The 20,311-nt window shown below is 64.5% G+C and carries 20 protein-coding genes and 1 pseudogene; 6 read left to right on the forward strand and 15 right to left on the reverse strand.

What is annotated here, in order from left to right; all coding sequences use genetic code 11:
• The 3 genes and pseudogenes from H928_RS25820 to H928_RS0102445 all read right to left on the reverse strand — a co-directional run.
• Positions 1-212 (reverse strand): annotated as a pseudogene (locus H928_RS25820) (ferritin-like domain-containing protein); the annotation flags it as partial.
• A gap of 74 nt (positions 213-286) precedes the next feature.
• The gene (locus tag H928_RS0102440) at positions 287-1,153 is read right to left on the reverse strand and encodes a phosphate/phosphite/phosphonate ABC transporter substrate-binding protein (RefSeq protein ID WP_021025068.1); all 867 of its coding nucleotides are present in this window, start codon (positions 1,151-1,153) and stop codon (positions 287-289) included.
• A gap of 37 nt (positions 1,154-1,190) precedes the next feature.
• Complete coding sequence (locus tag H928_RS0102445; protein WP_021025069.1) at positions 1,191-2,303, reverse strand: acyl-CoA dehydrogenase family protein; 1,113 nt, start codon at positions 2,301-2,303, stop codon at positions 1,191-1,193.
• A 324-nt stretch (positions 2,304-2,627) separates the two neighbouring features.
• Here H928_RS0102445 and trmB point away from each other — a divergent pair, with 324 nt between their 5' ends.
• Positions 2,628-3,401, forward strand: coding sequence for a tRNA (guanosine(46)-N7)-methyltransferase TrmB (gene trmB / locus H928_RS0102450; protein ID WP_373604901.1), 774 nt, complete (start codon positions 2,628-2,630; stop codon positions 3,399-3,401).
• A 322-nt stretch (positions 3,402-3,723) separates the two neighbouring features.
• The gene (locus tag H928_RS0102455) at positions 3,724-4,698 is read left to right on the forward strand and encodes a succinylglutamate desuccinylase/aspartoacylase family protein (RefSeq protein WP_021025071.1); all 975 of its coding nucleotides are present in this window, start codon (positions 3,724-3,726) and stop codon (positions 4,696-4,698) included.
• Between the two features lie 71 nt (positions 4,699-4,769).
• Here H928_RS0102455 and H928_RS0102460 read toward each other — a convergent pair whose 3' ends face one another.
• Positions 4,770-5,561 carry an SDR family oxidoreductase gene (locus H928_RS0102460; protein WP_021025072.1) on the reverse strand — a complete coding sequence of 264 codons (792 nt, stop codon included), beginning with the start codon at positions 5,559-5,561 and terminating at the stop codon, positions 4,770-4,772.
• Between the two features lie 58 nt (positions 5,562-5,619).
• The gene (locus tag H928_RS0102465) at positions 5,620-7,260 is read right to left on the reverse strand and encodes a 3-(methylthio)propionyl-CoA ligase (protein ID WP_021025073.1); all 1,641 of its coding nucleotides are present in this window, start codon (positions 7,258-7,260) and stop codon (positions 5,620-5,622) included.
• 257 nt (positions 7,261-7,517) lie between these two features.
• Here H928_RS0102465 and H928_RS0102470 point away from each other — a divergent pair, with 257 nt between their 5' ends.
• Positions 7,518-8,219, forward strand: coding sequence for a pseudouridine synthase (locus H928_RS0102470; protein WP_021025074.1), 702 nt, complete (start codon positions 7,518-7,520; stop codon positions 8,217-8,219).
• 27 nt (positions 8,220-8,246) lie between these two features.
• On the opposite strand, the gene H928_RS0102475 is transcribed toward H928_RS0102470, so the two are convergent.
• Complete coding sequence (locus H928_RS0102475) at positions 8,247-8,951, reverse strand: SDR family oxidoreductase (protein ID WP_021025075.1); 705 nt, start codon at positions 8,949-8,951, stop codon at positions 8,247-8,249.
• 123 nt (positions 8,952-9,074) lie between these two features.
• Here H928_RS0102475 and H928_RS0102480 point away from each other — a divergent pair, with 123 nt between their 5' ends.
• Both H928_RS0102480 and bktB read left to right on the forward strand, forming a co-directional pair.
• Positions 9,075-9,833 carry an SDR family NAD(P)-dependent oxidoreductase gene (locus H928_RS0102480; protein WP_021025076.1) on the forward strand — a complete coding sequence of 253 codons (759 nt, stop codon included), beginning with the start codon at positions 9,075-9,077 and terminating at the stop codon, positions 9,831-9,833.
• Positions 9,834-9,986: 153 nt separating this feature from the next.
• On the forward strand, positions 9,987-11,171 hold the full coding sequence (gene bktB / locus H928_RS0102485; RefSeq protein ID WP_021025077.1) for a beta-ketothiolase BktB: 1,185 nt from the start codon (positions 9,987-9,989) through the stop codon (positions 11,169-11,171).
• A 7-nt stretch (positions 11,172-11,178) separates the two neighbouring features.
• Here bktB and pepE read toward each other — a convergent pair whose 3' ends face one another.
• The 4 genes from pepE to H928_RS0102505 form a co-directional block, all read right to left on the reverse strand.
• Entirely contained in the window at positions 11,179-11,880 is a 702-nt protein-coding gene (gene pepE / locus H928_RS25825; RefSeq protein WP_021025078.1) for a dipeptidase PepE, read from the reverse strand.
• A gap of 158 nt (positions 11,881-12,038) precedes the next feature.
• Positions 12,039-12,803 (reverse strand): M48 family metallopeptidase, encoded by a 765-nt coding sequence (locus tag H928_RS0102495; RefSeq protein WP_021025079.1) that lies wholly within the window; start codon positions 12,801-12,803, stop codon positions 12,039-12,041.
• 84 nt (positions 12,804-12,887) lie between these two features.
• Entirely contained in the window at positions 12,888-13,868 is a 981-nt protein-coding gene (locus H928_RS0102500; RefSeq protein WP_021025080.1) for a CysB family HTH-type transcriptional regulator, read from the reverse strand.
• 62 nt (positions 13,869-13,930) lie between these two features.
• Positions 13,931-14,977, reverse strand: a complete 1,047-nt coding sequence (locus H928_RS0102505; RefSeq protein WP_021025081.1) for a sulfate ABC transporter substrate-binding protein — start codon at positions 14,975-14,977, stop codon at positions 13,931-13,933.
• Between the two features lie 309 nt (positions 14,978-15,286).
• Here H928_RS0102505 and H928_RS0102510 point away from each other — a divergent pair, with 309 nt between their 5' ends.
• Entirely contained in the window at positions 15,287-15,562 is a 276-nt protein-coding gene (locus H928_RS0102510; RefSeq protein WP_027010457.1) for an oxidative damage protection protein, read from the forward strand.
• Positions 15,563-15,930: 368 nt separating this feature from the next.
• Here the strand turns inward: H928_RS0102510 and H928_RS0102515 are convergent, their stop codons facing one another.
• From H928_RS0102515 to H928_RS0102535, 5 genes are all read right to left on the reverse strand, one after another.
• The gene (locus H928_RS0102515; RefSeq protein WP_021025083.1) at positions 15,931-16,494 is read right to left on the reverse strand and encodes a TIGR00725 family protein; all 564 of its coding nucleotides are present in this window, start codon (positions 16,492-16,494) and stop codon (positions 15,931-15,933) included.
• Positions 16,475-17,305: an ABC transporter permease gene (locus H928_RS0102520; RefSeq protein ID WP_021025084.1), complete on the reverse strand. Its 831-nt coding sequence runs from the start codon at positions 17,303-17,305 to the stop codon at positions 16,475-16,477. Before H928_RS0102520 ends, H928_RS0102515 begins: the two co-directional genes overlap by 20 nt.
• Positions 17,302-18,384, reverse strand: coding sequence for an extracellular solute-binding protein (locus H928_RS0102525; protein ID WP_021025085.1), 1,083 nt, complete (start codon positions 18,382-18,384; stop codon positions 17,302-17,304). The genes H928_RS0102520 and H928_RS0102525 overlap by 4 nt, the downstream gene beginning before the upstream one ends.
• A gap of 61 nt (positions 18,385-18,445) precedes the next feature.
• A complete protein-coding gene (locus H928_RS0102530) occupies positions 18,446-19,474 on the reverse strand; it encodes an ABC transporter ATP-binding protein (RefSeq protein ID WP_021025086.1) in 1,029 nt (342 codons plus the stop codon).
• Entirely contained in the window at positions 19,471-20,238 is a 768-nt protein-coding gene (locus H928_RS0102535; protein ID WP_021025087.1) for an ABC transporter permease, read from the reverse strand. Before H928_RS0102535 ends, H928_RS0102530 begins: the two co-directional genes overlap by 4 nt.
• Positions 20,239-20,311 lie beyond the last annotated feature (73 nt).

A 20,311-nucleotide genomic window follows, 5' to 3' on the forward strand; every position in this document is an offset into this window, starting at 1 on the left:
CGCACCAGCAAGGCCGGCTGGCGCAACCAGCCGGTTGGCGTTTGCAGCGCATGGCCCTGGGCCTGGCACCAGGCGGCCAACTGCGCCTGCCAGCCCGGCGCCTGGCCGCTCACCCGGATGGACTCGCCCACGGCGACAGCGGCCAGGCCGTGCTTGACCAGCAGGTGCGCACCGGCATCAAAGCCCAGCTGGCCCAAATCAACCAGCGGCATGCTCGCGGGGTCGGTCTGGCCTGGGCTTGCAGGGCCCGTACTGCTGCAGGGGGCTGGCGGTTTTTCCATGGGCCTCAGTACCGGTAGTCCGCCGCCAGGATGCGGCCCGCGTCATCGTAGAAGCGCTCATCGCGCACCGCACGGGACAAGGGCACATAGCCCGAAGCGCGGCCGGGATGCCAGACCTTGAGGCCTTCCAACTCCAGCAAGGGGCGAATCAGCGGGTCATCCCAGGACATGGCCAGCAAGATCTCGGTAAAGCGCGCCGCATCGGCAGCGTTGATGCTCGGGCCGGCGGTCATATTGCAGTGGTCAAAAGGCTGCGAGGTGTCGAGCACGCGCGTGGCGCCTGCAGGCAGGGTCCCTTCGGCGGCAAAGGCCAGGTAGTTCTTGGCAACCATCCAGGACGCCGCAATCTCACCGGCCACCATGGCCTTGGCCGCCAGGCGCTCGCCACCAATATGGTCGCCATGCTTGCCGCCCAGCACATCAAAGCGGCGCGCCTGAAAATCCTGGCCCGCCAGCAGGCCGTGCTGGCGCAGGTGGTCCAGCGGAATCAAGGTGGCCTGGGGCGAATCAATGGCGCCAAAGCCCAGCGTCTGGCCGCGCAGGTCGGCCAGGGTCTGGGCGGGGCTGTCTGCGCGTACCACCAGCAGCGACTGCACATCCATGTCGGTGTCACGCATCGCGATCGATCGCACCTGCTGGCCAGCGGCCCGCGCCATCAGCTCGGCGCGCACAAAGGCGAGCGGCGAGTTCCAGGCCAGTTGCACCGTGCCATCCATCAGCGCCTCGGTCAGCGACTCGTAGTTGGAATACAGCACATAGTCAAAGTACAGGCCCTGCTCGATGAAGTGGGCCTTGAAGCCCTCCCAGATGGTGATGACCTTGGGCGCATAGGCCACGGCGCCCATCTTGAGGGTGGTGTAGGAAGCGGTCATGGGTGCATGTCTCTCCGGTTGGTTGGGTCACGGGGGCTCAGGCTGCGGCCTCGCACAGCGCCTTGCCCAGCAGGTCATAGATCACATCGGTGGTGGGCGCCATCACCGAGGCTGCGCGGGCATCGCGGAACAGCCGCTCAATGCCCAGGTCCTTGCGAAAGGCCGCGCCGCCGCAGACGCGCATCGCCGTATCGCTCACCTCCAGCGCCGCCTCGGCCGCAGCGGCCTTGCATTGAAGCAGCCGGGTCTTGGCATCGGGGCGCCCGGCCAGCACCGCCTGCACCGCGTCATCGCGCAGCAAGCGGGCCTGGTCGGCCTTGAGCTGGGCCTTGGCGAGGTAAGCCCGGATGGTCGGCAGGTCGGCCAGGCCGCTGCCGTTTTCGGCAAAGCGGGTGGTGGCCACATGCTGCACAGCGCGGCGCAGCACCCCTTGCATCAGACCGACCGACGTGGTCGCGATCAAAGTGGGGAAATACGGCATCAGGTAGCGGGCCTTGAGGTCCTCGCCCTGGCCATCCTCGCCCAAGCGGCAGGCCTGCGGCACAGCCACATCCTGCGCGATGATGGGAGACGAGGCATTGCCGCGCAGCCCCATGCCGTCAAAGCGCGACGGGATCTGCAGCCCGGGCAGACGGCTGTCGACCAGCCACAGCGTATTGCCCTCGCCCGTGCTCGCCCGCGAGATCCAGACATAGGAATCGGCCTCGCCCGCCGAGGTGATCATGCTTTTGTGGGCATTGAGCAGTACCGCGCCCTGGCCCTGCGCAGCGGCGGTACCGGTGGGCGCCCAGATATGGCTGCGCGAGCCGGTCTCCGACACCGCCAAGGTGGTGATATGGCGGCCCTGGGCAATGGCGCGGCGCGTGTCTTCAGCGGCAAAAGGCTCGATCAGCGCCACGCCGCAGTAGTGCATGGTCAGCACCATGGCCGTGCAGGGGCAGTCCTGGGCAATGCGTTCCACCACTTGTACCGCATCGTGCAGGCCTGCACCCATGCCGCCCACCTCAGCGGCACTGATAAGGCCCAGCAGCCCCTGGCTGCCCAAGGCCTGCAGCGCCTGGCGCGGGTAGACCGCCTGGCTATCGGTATGCGCGGCCGCCGGCGCAATGAGGTCGCGCACGATCGGCTCCAACGACGAAAGGATGTCCATGCTGCTCCAGATGCTGGCGCAAAGGCAGGCCCATACCGGAACCCATGGGGCAGAAAGCGGCCAGGCGCATGCTGCGCTCCCGAGCCCCTACCCCGTGTTTCCTGTCGCACACAGACCTGCAATCACGACAGACGTCACATTGAAAAGGGCATTATAGGCAGCGATTTTGCAGCCAGATGGCAGCGGGCGCACACGGCGATTGCCCAGCGTTTTGCCATTGCAGACTGGAAAAATCTACAATAGCCCCTTTTTTGACGCGGCCCAGCGCCCCTTGCCGGGCAAGCGCCACCCCTGCCGCTTGTGCTGAGCGGCACCTCCATGACCATGCAATCTTCTTCGACGCCTGCTGCTGGCCCCGTGCCCGAGCCCATCATCACCAACGCACGCGATGCCAGCAGTGCGCCCGGCCATGCGCCTGCGGATGTGGCCCATCCCAAGACCATCCGCTCCTACGTGCGCCGCGCAGGCCGCACCACCACCGGACAGGCCAAGGCCTTTGAGACGCTGGGCACCCGCTATGTACTGCCCTACACCGGCGAGGCCTTCAATGCCGAAGCAGCCTTTGGCCGCCAGGCCAAGGTGATTTTGGAAATCGGCTTTGGCATGGGTGAGGCCACCGCGCACATCGCCCGCGTTCGCCCGGACGACAACTTTCTGTGCTGCGAAGTGCATGAGCCGGGCGTGGGCGCGCTGCTCAAGCGCATTGGCGAGCAGGACATCACCAATATCCGCATCTTCCAGCACGACGCCGTGGAAGTGCTGGAGAACATGCTGCAGCCGGGCTCGCTCGACGGCATCCATGTGTTCTTCCCTGATCCCTGGCACAAGAAAAAGCACAACAAGCGCCGCCTGATCCAGGCGCCGTTTGTGGCCCAGCTCGTCGCCCATTTGAAGCCCGGTGGCTATATCCACTGCGCCACCGACTGGCAGCCCTATGCCGAGCAGATGCTCGAGGTGCTCTCGGCCAACCCCGACCTGAAGAACACGGCCGACGGCTACGCGCCGCAGCCTGAGTACCGCCCGCTGACCAAGTTCGAAAACCGGGGCTTGCGTCTGGGCCATGGTGTCTGGGACCTGGTGTTCACCCGCGCCGCATAAGCGTGCTGGGCTAAATGGCCCACGCTCTCGCAAAGGCTGCCTCGGCAGCCTTTTTCGTTTTTGGCTGCCCGGCGCACCGAGCTGATTAAGTAACCGTTGCTTTGCGTATCAAAATTGATAGCAGAATCGGCCGCCTGCAGCGCACTATGCGGTAGGATGGCTGCTGGCACCCACGCGCTGGGGCCAATGGCACACGCCGCCCCCTGCCCCACGGTTGTGGGTATAAACCTTGCGCCCTGCTCTGGTGCGACAGCCCCTGGCGGGATGCAAGGCTTGTGACGCAGCGGCCCGGGCTGGCAGGCCATCACACCGGAAAACTGCAATGACCGTCTCTCGCTTCCATATCCCGCAACAGGACCACAGCCCTTCTGCCGAGCAACCGGCTGCGCTGCGCAGCTATGGCTGGGCGTCCGCCGTGCCGGGCCCCTCGCTGCTGATCTTTGGCGCCGTGCATGGCAATGAGCAAAGTGGCACGCATGCGATCCGCCGCTGGATCGAGCGCTTTGAATCGGGCCAAGTGCGCCTCAAGCGCGGGCGCCTCACCATGGTGCCCGTGGCCAACCCCAAGGCCTTTATCAAGAACGAGCGCGAAGGTGACCGCAACCTCAACCGCAACTTTGTGCCCCAGGCCCAGCCGCAGAACTTTGAAGACCATATGGTCAATGCACTGGCACCGCTGCTGGAGAGCCATGATGCGCTGCTCGATCTGCACTCCTACAGCGGCGAAGGCCGGGCCTTTGCGATGACCGGCCCGCTCAACAACACTGGCACGCTGGAGCCCTTTGCCCGCCAGCAAGAGGAAGAGGCCTTTGCCAAGGCCGTGGGCCTGCCCGTCATCGTGCAAGGCTGGCTGGAGGTGTATGAGCAAGCCGTCAAGGCCAGCGGCGGCGCGATTCGCCCCGAGCATGGCATCGGCACCAATGAGTTCATGCGCAGCCGGGGGGGCTACGCGATCACCGTGGAATCGGGCTCACACGAAGAGCCCCAGGCCATCGAGGTGGCCGACCGCTGCATCGCTGGCGTGCTGGCCCTGCTGGAGATGGCCGATGTGACCGTCGAGCCCGTCGCCCAGTACACCACCCACCATATGCGCCAGGTGTTCATGCGCCAAAGCGCCGATGACCGCATGCAAAAGGAGTGGCAGAACTTTGATCCGTTCAGCCAGGGTGACCTGCTCGCGACCCGCGCCGATGGCAGCCAGATTCTGGCGCCCTTCGATGGCTGCGTGATCTTCCCCCAGCCCGATGCCGCAGTGAACCGCGAGTGGTTCTACCTGGCGCAGACGGACCACAGCTGATACAGGGGGCTGCCCTTTGCGGGCAGCCCATCGAATTACCCGGCCAGCCTGACCGGTTCAGGCTGCCCGCATCAACCCGCAGTGACAATGCTGACGCCGCCATCAACGGCCAGGCATTGGCCGGTGATGTGTTTGCCCGCATCGCTGGCCAGCAGCACGGCAGCGCCCTTCAAATCATCATCCCCACCCAGGCGCCCCAGCGGCACGCCGGCGGTCATCGCATCCTCGCCGATCTGGTCAATCAGGCCATTGGCCATCTTGGTGCGGAAAAAACCCGGCGCAATGGCATTGACGCGGATGCCGTAATGCCCCCATTCGGCAGCGAGCGCGCGGGTGAAATTGATGACCGCGCCCTTGCTGGTGTTGTAGGCGATGGTCTTCATGCCCACTGGGTTGCCGCCCAGCCCGGCAATCGATGCCAGGTTGATGATGGCGCCCTGCCGGCGCGCAATCATGCAGCGCTTGGCCAGCTGCTGCGACAGCAGAAAATAGCCCCGCACATTCAGGTTCATCACCTTGTCCCAGGCAGCGGCCGGATGGTCTTCTGCCGGCGCCCCCCAGCTGGCACCGGCGTTGTTGACCAAAATGTCCACATCGCCCACGCGTTCGAGCACCTCGATGGCCAGGCGCTCGATCTCGCTGTCGACCGCGCAGTCGGCGGCGATCCAGCGCGCATCGATGCCAGCGCCGCTCAGCTCCGCCACCGCGGCCTCCAGCTCACTGGCCTTGCGGCTGGTCACCACCACCTTGGCACCGGCCTCGCCCAGCGCATGGGCCAGCTGCAGCCCCAGGCCACGTGAGCCGCCGGTGATCAGGGCCGTCTTGCCGGTCAGATCCAATAATTGCCCAATCTTGCGCGTCATGCAAAGGCCTCCTGGTATGCCTGGAAAAAGGGGTTTAGCGAATTATTCCAAGGGGCCGTCAAGCCGGCAGCACATAGTCCTTGAACTGCTCGCGCAGCCGGGTCTTGAGCATCTTGCCGGTGGCGCCCAGCGGAATGGCATCCACAAAGATCACGGCATCGGGGATCTGCCACTTGGCCATCTTGCCCTGGTAGAAGGCAAGCAAGTCCTGCTCGCTGACAGCGGCGCCCTTCTTGAGCGCGACAAACACCACCGGCCGCTCGTCCCACTTGGGATGGGGCATGCCCACGCAGGCAGCCATGGCGACGGCCGGGTGCGCCATCGCAATGTTCTCGATATCGATGGAGCTGATCCATTCACCGCCGGACTTGATCACATCCTTGCTGCGGTCGGTGATCTGCATAAAGCCATCGGCATCGATGGTGGCCACGTCACCAGTGGGAAACCAGTCGCGCCCCTGCGCATCAGTGACCAGCGGCGAGGCGCCCTCGCTGCGGTAGTAGTCCGCCACCACCCAGGGGCCGCGCACCAGCAGGTCGCCATAGGTCTTGCCATCCCAGGGCTGGTCCTGGCCATCGTCGCCAACGATCTTCATGTCCACGCCAAAGATGACCCGGCCCTGCTTGGCCAGCAGCTGCGCCTGGGTGTCGGCCGGCAGCTCCAGGTGCTTGTGCTTCAAGGTGCAGACGGTGCCCAGGGGGCTGAGCTCGGTCATGCCCCAGGCATGCAGCACGGTGACGCCATAGTCTTCCTGGAAGGTCTTGATCATCGCTGGCGGGCAGGCCGAGCCGCCAATGATGGTGCGCTGCAGGCTGCTAAAGCGCAGGCCCTGGCTTTGCACATGGCTCAGCAGCATCTGCCAGACGGTGGGCACGCCGGCGGCAAAGGTCACCTTCTCGGCCTCCATCAGCGCGTAGACCGAGGGGCCATCGAGCGCCGGGCCGGGAAACACCAGCTTGGCACCATTGAGCGGCCCGGAAAACGGCAGGCCCCAGGCGTTGACGTGGAACATCGGCACGACGGGCAGCACCACATCGCGCGAGGAGATGTCCATCACATCGGGCAGCGAGGCGCCATAGGCATGCAAGACGGTGCTGCGGTGCGAGTACAGCACCGCCTTGGGGTTGCCCGTGGTGCCGCTGGTGTAGCACATGCCGCAGGCGGTGTTTTCGTCAAACTCGGGCCACTGGTAGGCGCCGTCGGCAGCCGCAATCCAGGCCTCGTAGGCAACCAGGCCCGGGATGCCGGCATCGGCAGGCAACTGGTCGGCATCGCACAGCGCCACCCATTGGCGCACCGTAGGGCAGCGCGCGTGGATGGCTTGCACGATAGGCAGGAAGCAGCTGTCAAAGCACAGCACCTCGTCTTCGGCATGGTTGACGATCCAGACCACCTGGTCCGGGTGCAGCCTGGGGTTCAGGGTATGGATGACCCGGCCCGATCCGCCCACGCCGTAGTACAGCTCCATATGGCGGTAGCCATTCCAGGCCAGGCTCGCCACGCGCGTGCCCGCTGCCAGCCCCATGCCATCCAGGGTCTGCGCCAGCTGCCGGGCGCGCTGCGCAAAATCGCCATAGGTGTAGCGGTGGATATCACCTTCCACTCGGCGCGAGACGATTTCGGTATCGCGGTGGTAACGCTCCGCAAACTCCAGCAGGTTGGAGGTCAGCAGTTGCTGCTTTTGCATCAGGCCTAGCATTGGGTCTCCTTGTGGTATGGCCAGTGGCGGCGCACAGTCAAGGCTGCACATACCACCACCGGCATGCATCTGTTTTTATAGCGCGTGCGCGCGGCAAAGGGCATCGTAGCAACCCGCACTGCCAGCGGGCTGCATGAGCAAATGCCTGCAGCTTATGACGAGGCATACAGTACAGGCAGGCGCGCGCAGTGCGCAGCGCGCGCTGTCACCTAGGCTGCAGCACTTAGAATCGGGCGCTGCGCTCTCACCCCCTCCCCATGCTGATCCCCGATTACATCGACGAACACCTGCTGGTGCTGAACAAGCCATCGGGCCTGTTGTGCGTCCCCGGCCGGGGAGAAGACAAGCAGGATTGCCTGAGCGCCCGGGCCCAGCAGCAATGGCCCGATGCGCTGGTGGTGCACCGGCTGGACCAGCCCACCTCGGGCCTGGTGGTGATGGCGCGCAGCCTGGCCGTGCAGCGTGCGCTGGGCGATGCCTTTGCGGCCCGCGCCGTGCGCAAGCGCTATACCGCCGTCGTCTGCGGAAGCCCCGCTGCACAACCGCTGCCACCCAGCCATGCGCTGCATGCCGCGATGCCGCAGGATGGCCACCGCTGGAGCCTGGTCGATCTGCCACTGATCGCCGACTGGGAGCGCCGCCCTTTGCAGCGGGTGGATGGGGAGATGGGCAAGCCCAGCCAGACCTGGTGGCGGGCGATGAATGCGGAGGAAGCGGCCGCCCTGCCCGCCATCCCTGCCGGCAGCACGCGCCTGTGGCTGGGGCCGCTGACCGGTCGCACCCACCAGCTGCGCCTGCATATGCAGGCCATCGGCCATGCAATGCTGGGTGATGGCCTCTATGCCAGCGCCGCAGTGCAGGCGATGGCGCCACGCCTGCTGCTGCAGGCGCAGCAGCTGGTTTTTGCCCACCCGGTGACCGGCCAGTGGCTGGACTGCCGGCTGGCGGCTGATTTCTAACGGCCGTGCTGGAACGGCCGGATCGTCTTAAACGTGGCGCATCAGGCCGCCATCCACGCGGATGTTCTGGCCGGTGATATAGGCCGCCCCCTCGGAGGCCAAAAAGGCCACGGTGGCGCCAATCTCGTCGGCTTTGCCGTAGCGCTGCAGTGGCACCGCTGCCTGGCGCTCGTCCTTCTTGGGCAGGCTGTCGATCCAGCCGGGCAGCACATTGTTCATGCGGATGTTGTGCTTGCCGTATTCGTCGCAGAAGATCTTGGTGAAGGCCGCCAGCCCGGAGCGTGCCATGGCAGAGGTGGGGAACAGCGCTGCCGGCTCAAACGCCCAGGCCGACGAAATATTGATGATGGCGCCGCCGCCCTGCTTTTGCATAATGGGCGCAACCAGGCGCGTGGCGCGCACCACGTTCAGAAAGTACACCTCCAGGCCCTTGATCCAGTCCTCATCGCTGATCGACAGCAGATCGCCCTTGGGGCCGTGGCCGGCACCATTGACCAGCACATCGATGCGGCCATAGCGCGCCATCACCGCATCCACCAGCTTTTGCATGTCGGCCACATTCTGGTTGGAGCCCGTCACGCCCACTCCGCCCAGCTCCTGGGCCAGCGCCTCACCCTTGCCCGAGGACGACATAATCCCCAGCGCATAACCGGCCTGGTGCAACTGGCGTGCTGCCGCTGCGCCCATGCCGGATCCACCGGCGATCACGATGGCTACTTTGGGTTGGTTCATGCTGTGCTTCCTTTGTCTTTGTGATTCCAAAGCTGCCCATCCTAACCAAGCCGCCGCGCTTGTGCAGGCCACCGGGAAAAACGCCGTAACGCCCAGGCCCAACTGCCGTTACGATAGCCGGTTATGACCACCAAACACCTCACCATCCTCACCGGCGGCTCGCGCGGCATGGGCCTGGCCATGGGCCAGCAACTTCTGGCCAAGGGCCATACCGTGCTCAGCATTGCGCGCCGCAGCTCCAGCGCGCTGGCCGCTGCCGCTCCATCGCCGGACCAGCTCATCCAGTGGGAGCAGGACCTGGGCGATACCGATGCCGCCGCCCAGCGCCTGGGCGACTGGCTGCGCAGCCTCCAGGCCAGCGACTGGGCCAGCATCACCTTGATCAACAACGCTGGCGTGATTCCGCAGATCGCGCCGCTGTCCGACCTGGCCACGCCCGACCTGCGCAATGCGCTGCGCGTGGGGCTGGAGGCGCCGATGGCGCTGACGGGGGTGTTTCTGGGTGCGACCGACAGCTGGACCGTGCCCAAGAAAGTGCTCAATGTCTCGTCCGGCCTGGGCCGCCGCCCCATGGCATCGCAGGCCGCCTACTGCACCGCCAAGGCCGGCATGGATGCCTATGCACGCTGCGTGGCGCTGGAAGAAGCCCAAAAGCCCCATGGCGCCAAGATTGTCTCGCTCGCACCCGGCGTGATCGATACTGACATGCAGGTGCAGCTGCGCAATGCCGATGCGGGTGCCTTCCCCGATGTGGGCAACTTCAAGGGCCTGCATGAGGGCGGCAAACTCAGCAGCCCGGCAGAAGCCGCTGCCAAGGTGCTGGGCTGGCTGGACCGCGCCGACTTTGGCCAGAACGTGATCGCCGACGTGCGCGAGCCTTGAACCACGGCGCGCAGCGCAGGGTCCATGCCCGCCATGGACTGTCACCAAGGTGCGCGCTGACCGCCTGCGGTTTGCACAGCGGCGGTCTGGCTGGCAATAATGCTGCAAGGCAACATTTGCATGCCCATTCCAACCTAAACAGGAGACCTTTCCATGTCCCGTGAAGTACTTGTCTGCAGCGCCGTGCGCACTGCCATCGGCACCTTTGGCGGCAGCCTCAAGGATGTTCCACCGACCGAGCTGGGTGCGCTGGTCGTCAAGGAGTCGCTGGCCCGCGCCGGCATTGAAGGCAAGGACGTGGGCCATGTGGTCTTCGGCCACGTGGTCAACACGGAACCCAAGGACATGTACCTGAGCCGCGTGGCCGCCATCCAGGGCGGCTGCCCGCAGGAGACGCCGGCGATGAATGTCAACCGCCTCTGCGGCTCGGGGCTGCAGGCGATTGTGACCGCCAGCCAGGGCATCCTGCTGGGCGACTATGACGTGGCGATTGGTGCCGGTGCCGAGAACATGAGCCGCGCGCCCTACGCCAGCACCACCAGCCGCTGGGGCGCACGCATGGGCGATTTCAAGATGATCGACATGATGACCGGCGCGCTGCACGACCCCTTCCACAACATCCACATGGGTGTGACCGCTGAGAACGTGGCCAAGGAATTTGGCATCAGCCGCGATGACCAGGACCAACTGGCCTTGAGCAGCCACCAGCGCGCCGAGCAGGCCTGGGCCGAGAACCGCTTTGCCGGCCAGATCGTGCCGGTCATCCTTAAAAGCAAGAAGGGCGATATCGCCTTTGACAAAGACGAGCACTTCCGCGCCGGCGCCAAGATCGAAGACTTCCAGAAGATGAAGCCCGTATTTATCAAGGAAGACGGCACGGTCACCGCCGCCAACGCCTCGGGCATCAACGACGCCGCCGCGGCGGTGGTGCTGATGGAGGCCGCCGCCGCCAAGGCGCGCGGAGCCAAGCCGCTGGCCCGTTTGGTGGGCTATGCCCATGCAGGGGTCGATCCCAAGATCATGGGCATTGGCCCCGTGCCCGCGTCCAAGGCCGTGCTGGCCAAGACCGGCCTCAAGCTGGACCAGATGGATGTCATCGAAGCCAACGAAGCCTTTGCCGCACAAGCCTGCGCAGTGACCAAGGGCCTGGGCGCGGACCCTGCCAAGGTCAACCCCAATGGTTCGGGCATCTCGCTGGGCCACCCGATTGGCGCGACCGGCGCGATCATCACCGTCAAGGCGATCCATGAGCTGCACCGCACCGGCGGCCGCTATGCGCTGGTCACCATGTGCATTGGCGGCGGCCAGGGCATTGCCGCCATCTTCGAACGCGTCTAACCAAGCCTTAAAGCGCCAGCGCAGTCCCCACGGGCAAGTCTTCCACCGGCTTGCCCGCCGCAAAGCGCTTGGCCGCAAACTGCCCTGCCACTTCGATCTGGCCACCCTGCACGCGCAGCCAGCTGCCTTCGGGCAGAGCCACTACCTGCTTGTCCGGGTTGGCGACCAGGAACTCCGCCAGGCGCTGGTCGCGCGTCTCTCCCTGGTGGCCGGGCGGCAGGCTGTTGTGGTAGTGCGGGTTGATGCAAAACGGCACCAGGCCCAGCGCGCCAAAGCCCTGCGGGTCGACGATTGGCATGTCATTGGTGGTGTTGATCGTCAGGCCCGCCAGATTGGCCCCTGCACTCCAACCGGTATACGACATGCGGCCCGAGCGCACCGCGTCGCCCATGCGCACCAGCCAGCCCCGCTTGCGGCATTGGGCCAGCAGCTGGAAGGTATTGCCGCCACCGACGATGATCGCCTGAATATCCCCGGCCAAGAACTGTTCCAGGGCATTGTCCTGGTCCGCGCCCACCAGCTGCACGCCTGTATGCGCAATGGCATCCTGCACCTGCGCGGTGTAGTCATTCCAACTGAGCGTCACACCCGCAAAGGGCACAAACAGCGCCTTTTGCACGCCGTTCATCTGAAGGGCCAGCGCTTCGCGGCAAAAGGTCAGGTAGCCGCCATCCGGGGCACGGGAGTTGCTCAACAACAGTAACTGCATAACACCTCTTTGAATGAGGCAGCCAGCATAGCAGCCCGTGCACTGCGGCGGCGTCACCCAAGCACAGAAGGTCGGCGCCGACAAAGGAGCCGAGCGCAAAAAAAGGGACTGGCGCGGTGGCATGCACCGCACCAGTCCCCTCTTGGGCTATCGACGGCTTACTTGCCGCTGTCCAGCCGCGCCTGCATCGCCTTGGCGCGGGCGTCCGACGGTGGGTGCGAATCCATCAGCGAGTTGCCGCTGCCGCCGCTCAACTTGGCGAGCTTCTGGAACGCGGTGACAAGGCCCTTGCGCTCCATCTTTTGCTTGGTGAGCAGGTCAAAGGAGTAGTTGTCGGCGGCAGACTCGTTGGCCTGCGAGAACTGCGCATGGATGAACTTTTCACCCAGCTCGCCCGCTTGCGAGCTCGACAGCGATGCCAAGGTGGCATTGCCGCTGCTCGCAGCAATCTGGCGTGCGGCCGATGTCGCATAGGCCGTCTGCATGCGGCGCTTGCTGTGGCCCAGCGCCACGTGGCCAATTTCATGGCCGATCACGCCGCGCAGTTCGTCGTCGTTCATCAGGTCCATCAGTCCGCTGTAGACGCGGATGCAGCCATTGGCCATTGCCCAGGCGTTCACATCGCTGGTCAGGTAGACCTTGTAGTCGGCCTTCTTGCCTTCCACCTCTTGCGGCATATTGGCGACGACCTTGGCCAGACGCTGGCTGTACTTGTTGTTCGCAGGCGCGAGCTTGTTTTGCTTGTCCAGCGCGGCGCAGGACTCATTGGACAAGGCCACGACATCGCCATCGGTCAGTGTCATGGCCTTCATCGCCGTGGAGCCCGAATCCATCAGACCGCCCAGGTTGCCCGCGTCCATGGTCTTGCAACCGGCCAAGGCCATGGCTGCAACCAGACCCGTGAGCATCAAAGTTTTGCGCATTCGCTATCTCCTCATCTACACGTTAAAAACGTGCATCATAGCGTGCGCTTATCGAAGTAATAGTTTCTATACCCCGCAGATCACTCAGGCTGCTTTCTGCGCGGCGGCCTGCACAGATGCCTCATCCGGTGCGGTGGCCGACACGGCCTGCAACACCACCTCGCGCTTCAAGGTCGGCACAAAGCTCTCGATGAACTGCAGCGCATAGGCACGCAGCCACACGCCCTTGCGCAGCGCAATGCGCGTGGTGTTGACCTTGAACAAATGGCCGGCGTCGATGGCGCGCAGGTTGCGGTCGCGCTCCTCGTCAAAGGCGATGGAGGCGACAATGCCGATGCCCATGCCCAGCTCGACATAGGTCTTGATCACGTCCGCATCCATGGCGGTCAGCACCACATTGGGCGTGACCTCGGCGGCGGCAAACGACTCATCGATATGCGAGCGGCCGGTATAGCCCTGCTCATAGGTGATGATCGGAAAGCGCACCAGCGACTGCAGGGTCAATGGCCGTCCAGCCTCTTGCTGGGCCAGCAAGGGGTGGCCCGGGGGCACGACCACCGAGTGGGTCCAGCGGTAGCCCGGCAGGGTCGCCAAGCTTGCATAACCGGTGAGTGCCTCGGTGGCCACACCGATATCGGCCGCGCCGCTCAGCAGCATCTCGGCGACCTGGCGGGGCGAGCCCTGGTGCAGGTGCAGGGCCACATCGGGAAACTGCTCGCGAAAATCGCGCACCACCAGCGGCAGCGCATAGCGTGCCTGCGAGTGGGTGGCGGCAATGCTCAGCTGGCCGCTGCGGCTGGCATGAAAATCGGCACCGGCGCGGCGCAGGTTTTCGGACTCCAGCAGCAAGCGGTCCACAATCGGCAAAATGGCCTCGCCCGGCGGGGTCAGTCCGGTCAGGCGCTTGCCAGCGCGGATAAAGATGTCCACGCCCAGCTCGTCTTCCAACTCGCGGATCTGGCGGCTCACGCCTGGCTGCGAGGTGTAGAGCACATGCGCCACCTCGGTCAGGTTGTAGCCATTGCGGGCGGCTTCGCGCACGGCCCGCAGTTGCTGAAAATTCATAACATTCACCTTCTTGGACCCAACCGCCAGGGGGTACCCGGCGGCCGGTTCAGCGTCCTTGCTTATTTCTTGGTGTAGATCTGGTCAAAGCTGCCGCCATCGGCAAAGTGCGCAGCGTCGGCCTTGGTCCAGCCGCCAAAGGCCTCATCGATGGTGAAGAGCTTGAGCGTCGCAAACTGGCTGGCGTACTTGGCCTTGGCCGCTTCGGCCGTGGGGCGGTAGAAGTTGCGGCCGGCAATGTCCTGGCCCTCGTCCGAGTACAGGTACTGCAGGTAGGCATCGGCAATCTTGCGCGTGCCGCGCTTGTCCACCACCTTGTCGACGACGGTCACGGTAGGCTCGGCCAGGATCGACAGCGAAGGCGTGACGATCTCGAACTTCTCGGGGCCAAACTCCTTCAGTGCCAGGTAGGCCTCGTTTTCCCAGGCCAGCAGCACATCGCCCTGGCCGCGCTGCACAAAGGTCACGGTCGAGCCGCGCGCGCCGGTATCGAGAATCGGCACATTCTTGAACAGCTTGCTGATGTAGTCCTTGGCACCAGCCTCACCGCCATAGTTGCGTTTGCCAAACTCCCAGGCGGCCAGGTAGTTCCAGCGCGCGCCGCCACTGGTCTTGGGGTTGGGGGTGATCACCTTCACATCGGGCTTGATCAGATCGCCCCAGTCCTTGATGCCCTTGGGATTGCCCTTTTTGACCAGGAACACAATGGTCGAGGTGTAAGGCGCGCTGTTGAGCGGCAGGCGCTTTTGCCAATCGGCCGGCACCAGCTGGCCGTGCTTGTTCAGCGCATCAATGTCGCCGGCCAGCGCCAAGGTGGCCACATCGGCTTCGATGCCATCGATGATGGCGCGCGCCTGCTTGCCTGAGCCGCCATGCGACTGCTTGATGGTCACGGTCTGGCCGGTCGTGTCCTTCCAGTGCTTGGCAAAGGCCTGGTTGAACTGGTTGTACAGCTCACGGGTCGGGTCGTAGGACACGTTGAGCAAGGTCACCGGTGCTGGTGCCTGGGCATGGGCTGCGCCGCTAAAAACTGCGGGTGCCAGCGCCATCAGAGACGCGACTGCGGCTGCGGCTATCGGAAACTTGATAAAGTGGCGGCGTTGTTGCATGGAACACTTTCAGAATGGCAAAAGTCGTAGGGCTTGTTAGGCTTGAACACATTCTGAAACGCGGCCATAAAAACTCAAACTACTATTAATTCAGTTTTTTATGACTGAAACTTATTAACAAGACGCGAAAAGGCATCTGCCAGGCCCGGTTTCGGGGCTGGCAAGGCAGGAAGCTCGCCAGTGCCCCAACCCTGGTTGGTGGTGCGGGCAAAGCAGGCCATGCTGGGCAACCCGCCCGCAGACTGCGGCAGCATCGGGCAAGCACCCTGCCAGTGCAACAGCGTCAACCCAACGAAGGAAGCATCTCCCATGGCACGTATGGTCAACTGCGTCAAACTGCACAAAGAAGCCGAGGGCCTCGACTTTCCCCCCTACCCTGGTGAGCTGGGCAAGCGCCTGTGGGAAAACGTCAGCAAGGAAGCCTGGGCTGGCTGGCTCAAGCACCAGACCATGCTGGTCAATGAAAACCGCCTGAACCTGGCCGACCAGCGCGCCCGCCAGTACCTGGCCCGCCAGATGGAAAACCATTTCTTTGGCGAAGGCGCCGATGCGGCCGTCGGCTATGTGCCGCCTACTGCAGACTGATACGGCAGTCGCACAAGTGCAAGCCTGGGACAGGTCCCAGGCACAAAAAGTGGCAGCCGAGGCTGCCATTTCTTATGTCCCTGCGCGATGGGCTCGCTGCGCAGTCCGTAAACATCCCTCGGTAGAAATATAGGGTTCAGAGGGCTATCGTCCAACGCCTGCTGAAATGCGGCCATGGCTACTGGACGACATGCAGAACGAGTTCCCCAATTTAGCGGCGAGGGTGGAGTACGCCTAGGTCGTACAAACTACACGCCAAGCCTTGCGTGAACTGCAGCTTCGGCCTCTTCCCTGCGGGGCGTGCTTAGGCCTTAGGAACCAGGCCAACATGCGGGCGCTATCGCCCGCACCGCCAGCATCGCCGGCATTCAGGCACACGCAGCATCGCCCAAAAGGCAGTCCACGACGCAGCCCAGCATCTGCTGCACATCCGCTACCTCCACCGCGCCGGGCAAGGACAGCTTGCCGTGCAGCACAAACACCGGGCGCTCCCACTTTAGGCCCAGGGCCATCTCGGAGAGCGTTCCCATGTTGTAGCCCACGGCAACCAGGCACAGGGCACTGCGCGCAATCAAGGCATTGCGCATTTCACCGATCCCGGTGGGCAAGGCCACGCTGAGATAGGGATTCGCATGGCGCTCGTCTTCTTCGGGCAGGATGCCGATGGCGACCCCGCCCGCTTCGGTGGCGCCCTGTGAGGCTGCAGCCATCACACCGCCGCGCCCCCCGCAGACGATGGCCATGCCGGCGGCAGCCAGCGCGCGTGCAATCAGGCGCGCATCGGCATAGACCTGCCCATCGGCATCACCCGGCCCAATGACCCCCACCGGCCGGCGGTGGCGCGCCGGGCTGGCCTGGTGCCTGGCCAGCCGCCGCAGTGCGTCCGTCAACCCGGGCGGCAAGCCCAGCGCATCAATGTGATCCTGCTGCATGTGTTTCGCGTTGGCGTGCAATCGTGTCTCCCAATCCCATGACGATGACGCACAGCGCCATCAAAAGCAATGACAAGGCAGATGCGACGCTCAGGTCCGATCCGCCATCGCTGACCTGTGCAAACAGCATCAGCGGAAGAATGTTGAGCTGCGTCCCCACCAACGCCAGCGCCGTGCCGTAGGTGCCCATCGCAATGGCAGCCACCAGGCAGGCGTTGGACGCCACCGATGGCGCCACCTCGGCCACCACCGTGTCGCGGAACGCGCGCCATCGCGTGGCGCCCAAGGTGCGCGCCGCCAGCATGGGCCGCAGATCGAGGTTGGCAAACACCGGGTAGAGCGACAGCGCCACGCGGGGCACCAGGTAGTAGGCATAGGCGCAGCCCAGGCCGACCGTGCCATAGATCCAGCTGCCCACAGCGGCGCCGTCAAAGCCCAGCGCCACCAGCAGCTGTGTGACAAAGCCCGAGCGCCCAAAGGCCAGGATGAAGCCATAGGCGATCACCAGGCCCGAGAAGGCCAGCGGCAGCCCCAGCAAGGTCATCATCCAGCGCCGGCGCTGCAGCGGCTGGCGCCCCAGCTCAATGGCGATCACCGTGCCCACCAAGCCAGAGACTGCACCAGCGGTCAGGCCCAGCACCAAGGTGTTCAGCACGGCCCGGCCCAGCAGCGGGTTGCCCCACAAGCGGGCAAAGGCGCTGCCGCCGTCCGCCATGGCCTCGGGCACCAACGATGCCAGGGGCAACACAAAGAACAGCGCCATAAAGCACCAGGCAGGCCAGGCGCCAAAACGGCGGATCCAACCGCTCATGAGCGACCCAGCGTGGCCTGCGCCCAGAGCTGGTCGATCTCGGCCTTCTTGGCCGAGGCCTTGATGACATCGAGCGGACGGATCTGCGCTGCCGCAGGCAGCTTGCTAGCCACATCGTCGGGCAGCTTGACGCCTGGAACGGCAGGCCGCACGAAGCCCTTGGCAAAGAGCTGCTGGCCGGCCTCGCTCATGATGAAGTTCAGCCACAGCTTGCCGGCGTTCGGGTTGGGGCCGCCCTTGACGAGGCTGATGGCGTAGGGCGCGGCCACGCTGGCCTCCTTGGGGATGACAACTTCGCAGGCCTCGCCCATGCCGTCGCTATGCTTGGCCTTGAGGCCGTCATTCTCGTAGCCGATCCAGATCGGGATCTCACCCTTGATGAACTTGGCATAAGGGGTGGTGCCCTCCACGCGCTGCACGTTGCCTGCGGCATGCAGCTTGCCCAGGTAGTCCGTGCCGGGCTTGACATTGTCTACGCTGCCACCGTTGCCGTAGGCTGCGGCCAAGGTCAGCACCTGGCCCACGCCGGCACTGCGGGGATCCAGGTAGGTCACGCTGTTCTTGTACTCGGGCTTGAGCAGATCGGCCCAGCCGGTGGGCACATTCTTGACCAGCTTCTTGTTCACCAGGAAGGCGATGTTCAAGGTGTGGATGGTGAACCAGCGCCCTTCTGCCTCACGGAACACCTCGGGCAACTTGTCGAAGTGGATGGGCTTGAAAGGCGCGACCACATCCTTCTTCGCGGCATCGACGGCCGAGGCCGCAAAGTAGTACGCGGTGTCTGCCTGGGGGCGGCGGCGCATCTTCTCCAGCGCGACCACGGTAGCTGCCGATCCCAGGTCGTTGTAGCTCAGCTCGACATCGGGGTAGCGCTTCTTGAACTCGGCAAACAAGGCCTTCCAGTTGGCCCATTCCGGGCCGGTGTCGAAGGAGACGCAAAAACCTTCTTTTTTGGCCAGCTCGTAGAGCTCTTTTTCTCCGGCATAGAGTTCCGCGCCCTCTTGTGCCCAGGATGTGCGCTGGACCAGGGCAGCCAAAGGCAAGGCAGCAGCGGCTTGGATGAGATGTCGGCGTTGCATAGCGGTTTTCCTTCGTTGAAAAGTTTGGTGTCGGTGTGGTGCTAAATGGTTGGTGCTGTACTCAGGCATCCAGCAAGCGAATGTGCTCGGGCGCGATGGCAATGGCCTGGCCTGCCGGCTGCCGGCCTTCGGCCAGGAAGGCGCGCGGCGCGCCCTCCACCGCAAAGTCATAGCGCGTGAGCGACCCTAGGTAACGACAGGCCCCCGCACGGCCCTGCAAGGTATTGGTCTGCCCAGGCTGCGGGTCTGGCTCAATATGCTCGGGGCGGATCAGCGCATGCACCTTCTGCCCGGGGCGATGGCTGCCGGTGGGCACGGACAGCTCGGCAAAACCAAAGTCCACGCGGCCGCTGGAGGCCACCTGCCCTTCCAATATGGTGGAGAGCCCGACGAACTCCGCCACGGCGCGGCAGTTCGGCATGTCGTAAATTTCCTTGGGCGTGGCAATCTGCAGCAGCCGCCCTTCCTTGAGCACCGCCACGCGGTCGGCCATGGCCAGCGCCTCTTCCTGGTCGTGGGTGACCAGCAAGGTGGTGGCACCAAACTGCTGCTGCAGGGCACGGATCTGGTCGCGCAGATGGCCCCGCACGCTGGCATCCAGCGCAGACAGCGGCTCGTCCAGCAGCAGCGCACGCGGATCGATGGCCAGCGCGCGCGCCAGCGCCACCCGCTGCTGCTGCCCGCCGGAGAGCTGCTGCACACCGCGCTGCGCAAAATCGGACAGGCCCACCACCTCCAAGAGCTCTGCCGCCCGGGCATGGCGCTGTGCGGCTGGCATCTTGCGCAGCGCCAGCCCGTAGGCCACGTTGTCCCGCACCGACAGGTGCGGAAACAGCGCATAGCTCTGGAACACCATGCCAATACCGCGCAGGTGCACCGGCGTGCCCGCCATGTCCTGGCCAGCCAGTGCGATGCGGCCCTGGTAGCCGGTCTCCAGCCCCGCAACCAGCTTGAGCAGGGTGGACTTGCCCGAGCCGCTGGGGCCGATCACCGCCACCAGCTCGCCCTCGCCAATGTCAAAGGACACCTCGTGCAGCCCTTGCTGGCTGCCGGGGTAGCGGTAACTGACGTTCTGGAAAGTCAGGCTCATGGGGATTTACGCAAAAGAGAAGAAGACAGAAGCGCTGCCAGGCTGGCCAGCAGCAGCAGGATCACCGTAGCAGCGCAGGCAAAGCCGGTTGCGCCATAGAAGGCCTGCAGCAGCACCACCGGGTAGGTGCGGTTCTGGAAACCGACCAGCAGATTGGAGAGGTTGAACTCCCCGATCGACAGCGCCGCCACCATCACCAGCCCGGAGAGCATGCTCTGGCGCAGGCTGGGCAGCACGATGCCGCTGAAGCGCTGCCATTCGCCCGCGCCCAAGGTGGCGGCCGCCTGCTCCAGCCGCTCGATGCCGAGGTGGCGCAGGTCGGTCAGCAAGGTGTTGGTGAGATAAGGCAGGGTTGCAATCACATGCGCGGCAATCAGCAGCGGTGTGCTGCCCAGCCAGGGCAAGGTGTCGGTGTTGAAGACAATCATGTAGCCGAAGCCCAGCGTGATGGCGGGCACGGCAACGGGCATGGCGCTCACGATGCGGGCTGCGAAAGCGCGGCCGCGCGTTGCACCCTGGTGCAGGGAATAGGCCAGCGGCAGCGCCAGCACCGCGTTGATCGCGCAGGTGGACAGCGCTACCACTAGGCTGGAGATGAAGCCCTTGCGGAACGACGGGTCGCTCCACAAATCCATGTACCACTGCCCGGTGAAACCCGAAGGCAGCAAGCTATTGGTCCAGTTCTGCCCAAAGCTGCCCACGGCCAACAATGCCATCGGCAGCAGCAGATACAGGCCATAGACGATGGCAATGCCACGAACCATCTTGTCTCCCAGTAAAAAATTAATACTTTCCTTTTCAGACACGTTAGTGTAGCGATCGGGCCTTATATTGGTA

Source organism: Comamonas sp. B-9, from assembly GCF_000410635.1.
GTDB lineage: Bacteria > Pseudomonadota > Gammaproteobacteria > Burkholderiales > Burkholderiaceae_C > Comamonas.

What these genes read in the sequence shown, in the direction of transcription:
- trmB (WP_373604901.1), top strand. Translation starts at nt 2,628, where the DNA reads ATGCAATCTTCTTCGACGCCTGCTGCTGGCCCCGTGCCCGAGCCCATC.
- H928_RS0102440 (WP_021025068.1), bottom strand. Translation starts at nt 1,153, where the DNA reads ATGACCGCTTCCTACACCACCCTCAAGATGGGCGCCGTGGCCTATGCG.
- H928_RS0102460 (WP_021025072.1), bottom strand. Translation starts at nt 5,561, where the DNA reads ATGACGCGCAAGATTGGGCAATTATTGGATCTGACCGGCAAGACGGCC.
- H928_RS0102510 (WP_027010457.1), top strand. Translation starts at nt 15,287, where the DNA reads ATGGCACGTATGGTCAACTGCGTCAAACTGCACAAAGAAGCCGAGGGC.
- H928_RS0102505 (WP_021025081.1), bottom strand. Translation starts at nt 14,977, where the DNA reads ATGCAACAACGCCGCCACTTTATCAAGTTTCCGATAGCCGCAGCCGCA.
- H928_RS0102535 (WP_021025087.1), bottom strand. Translation starts at nt 20,238, where the DNA reads ATGGTTCGTGGCATTGCCATCGTCTATGGCCTGTATCTGCTGCTGCCG.
- H928_RS0102465 (WP_021025073.1), bottom strand. Translation starts at nt 7,260, where the DNA reads ATGCTAGGCCTGATGCAAAAGCAGCAACTGCTGACCTCCAACCTGCTG.
- H928_RS0102475 (WP_021025075.1), bottom strand. Translation starts at nt 8,951, where the DNA reads ATGAACCAACCCAAAGTAGCCATCGTGATCGCCGGTGGATCCGGCATG.
- H928_RS0102495 (WP_021025079.1), bottom strand. Translation starts at nt 12,803, where the DNA reads ATGCGCAAAACTTTGATGCTCACGGGTCTGGTTGCAGCCATGGCCTTG.
- H928_RS0102525 (WP_021025085.1), bottom strand. Translation starts at nt 18,384, where the DNA reads ATGCAACGCCGACATCTCATCCAAGCCGCTGCTGCCTTGCCTTTGGCT.
- H928_RS0102500 (WP_021025080.1), bottom strand. Translation starts at nt 13,868, where the DNA reads ATGAATTTTCAGCAACTGCGGGCCGTGCGCGAAGCCGCCCGCAATGGC.
- H928_RS0102445 (WP_021025069.1), bottom strand. Translation starts at nt 2,303, where the DNA reads ATGGACATCCTTTCGTCGTTGGAGCCGATCGTGCGCGACCTCATTGCG.
- H928_RS0102455 (WP_021025071.1), top strand. Translation starts at nt 3,724, where the DNA reads ATGACCGTCTCTCGCTTCCATATCCCGCAACAGGACCACAGCCCTTCT.
- H928_RS0102520 (WP_021025084.1), bottom strand. Translation starts at nt 17,305, where the DNA reads ATGAGCGGTTGGATCCGCCGTTTTGGCGCCTGGCCTGCCTGGTGCTTT.
- bktB (WP_021025077.1), top strand. Translation starts at nt 9,987, where the DNA reads ATGTCCCGTGAAGTACTTGTCTGCAGCGCCGTGCGCACTGCCATCGGC.
- pepE (WP_021025078.1), bottom strand. Translation starts at nt 11,880, where the DNA reads ATGCAGTTACTGTTGTTGAGCAACTCCCGTGCCCCGGATGGCGGCTAC.
- H928_RS0102515 (WP_021025083.1), bottom strand. Translation starts at nt 16,494, where the DNA reads ATGCAGCAGGATCACATTGATGCGCTGGGCTTGCCGCCCGGGTTGACG.
- H928_RS0102530 (WP_021025086.1), bottom strand. Translation starts at nt 19,474, where the DNA reads ATGAGCCTGACTTTCCAGAACGTCAGTTACCGCTACCCCGGCAGCCAG.
- H928_RS0102480 (WP_021025076.1), top strand. Translation starts at nt 9,075, where the DNA reads ATGACCACCAAACACCTCACCATCCTCACCGGCGGCTCGCGCGGCATG.
- H928_RS0102470 (WP_021025074.1), top strand. Translation starts at nt 7,518, where the DNA reads ATGCTGATCCCCGATTACATCGACGAACACCTGCTGGTGCTGAACAAG.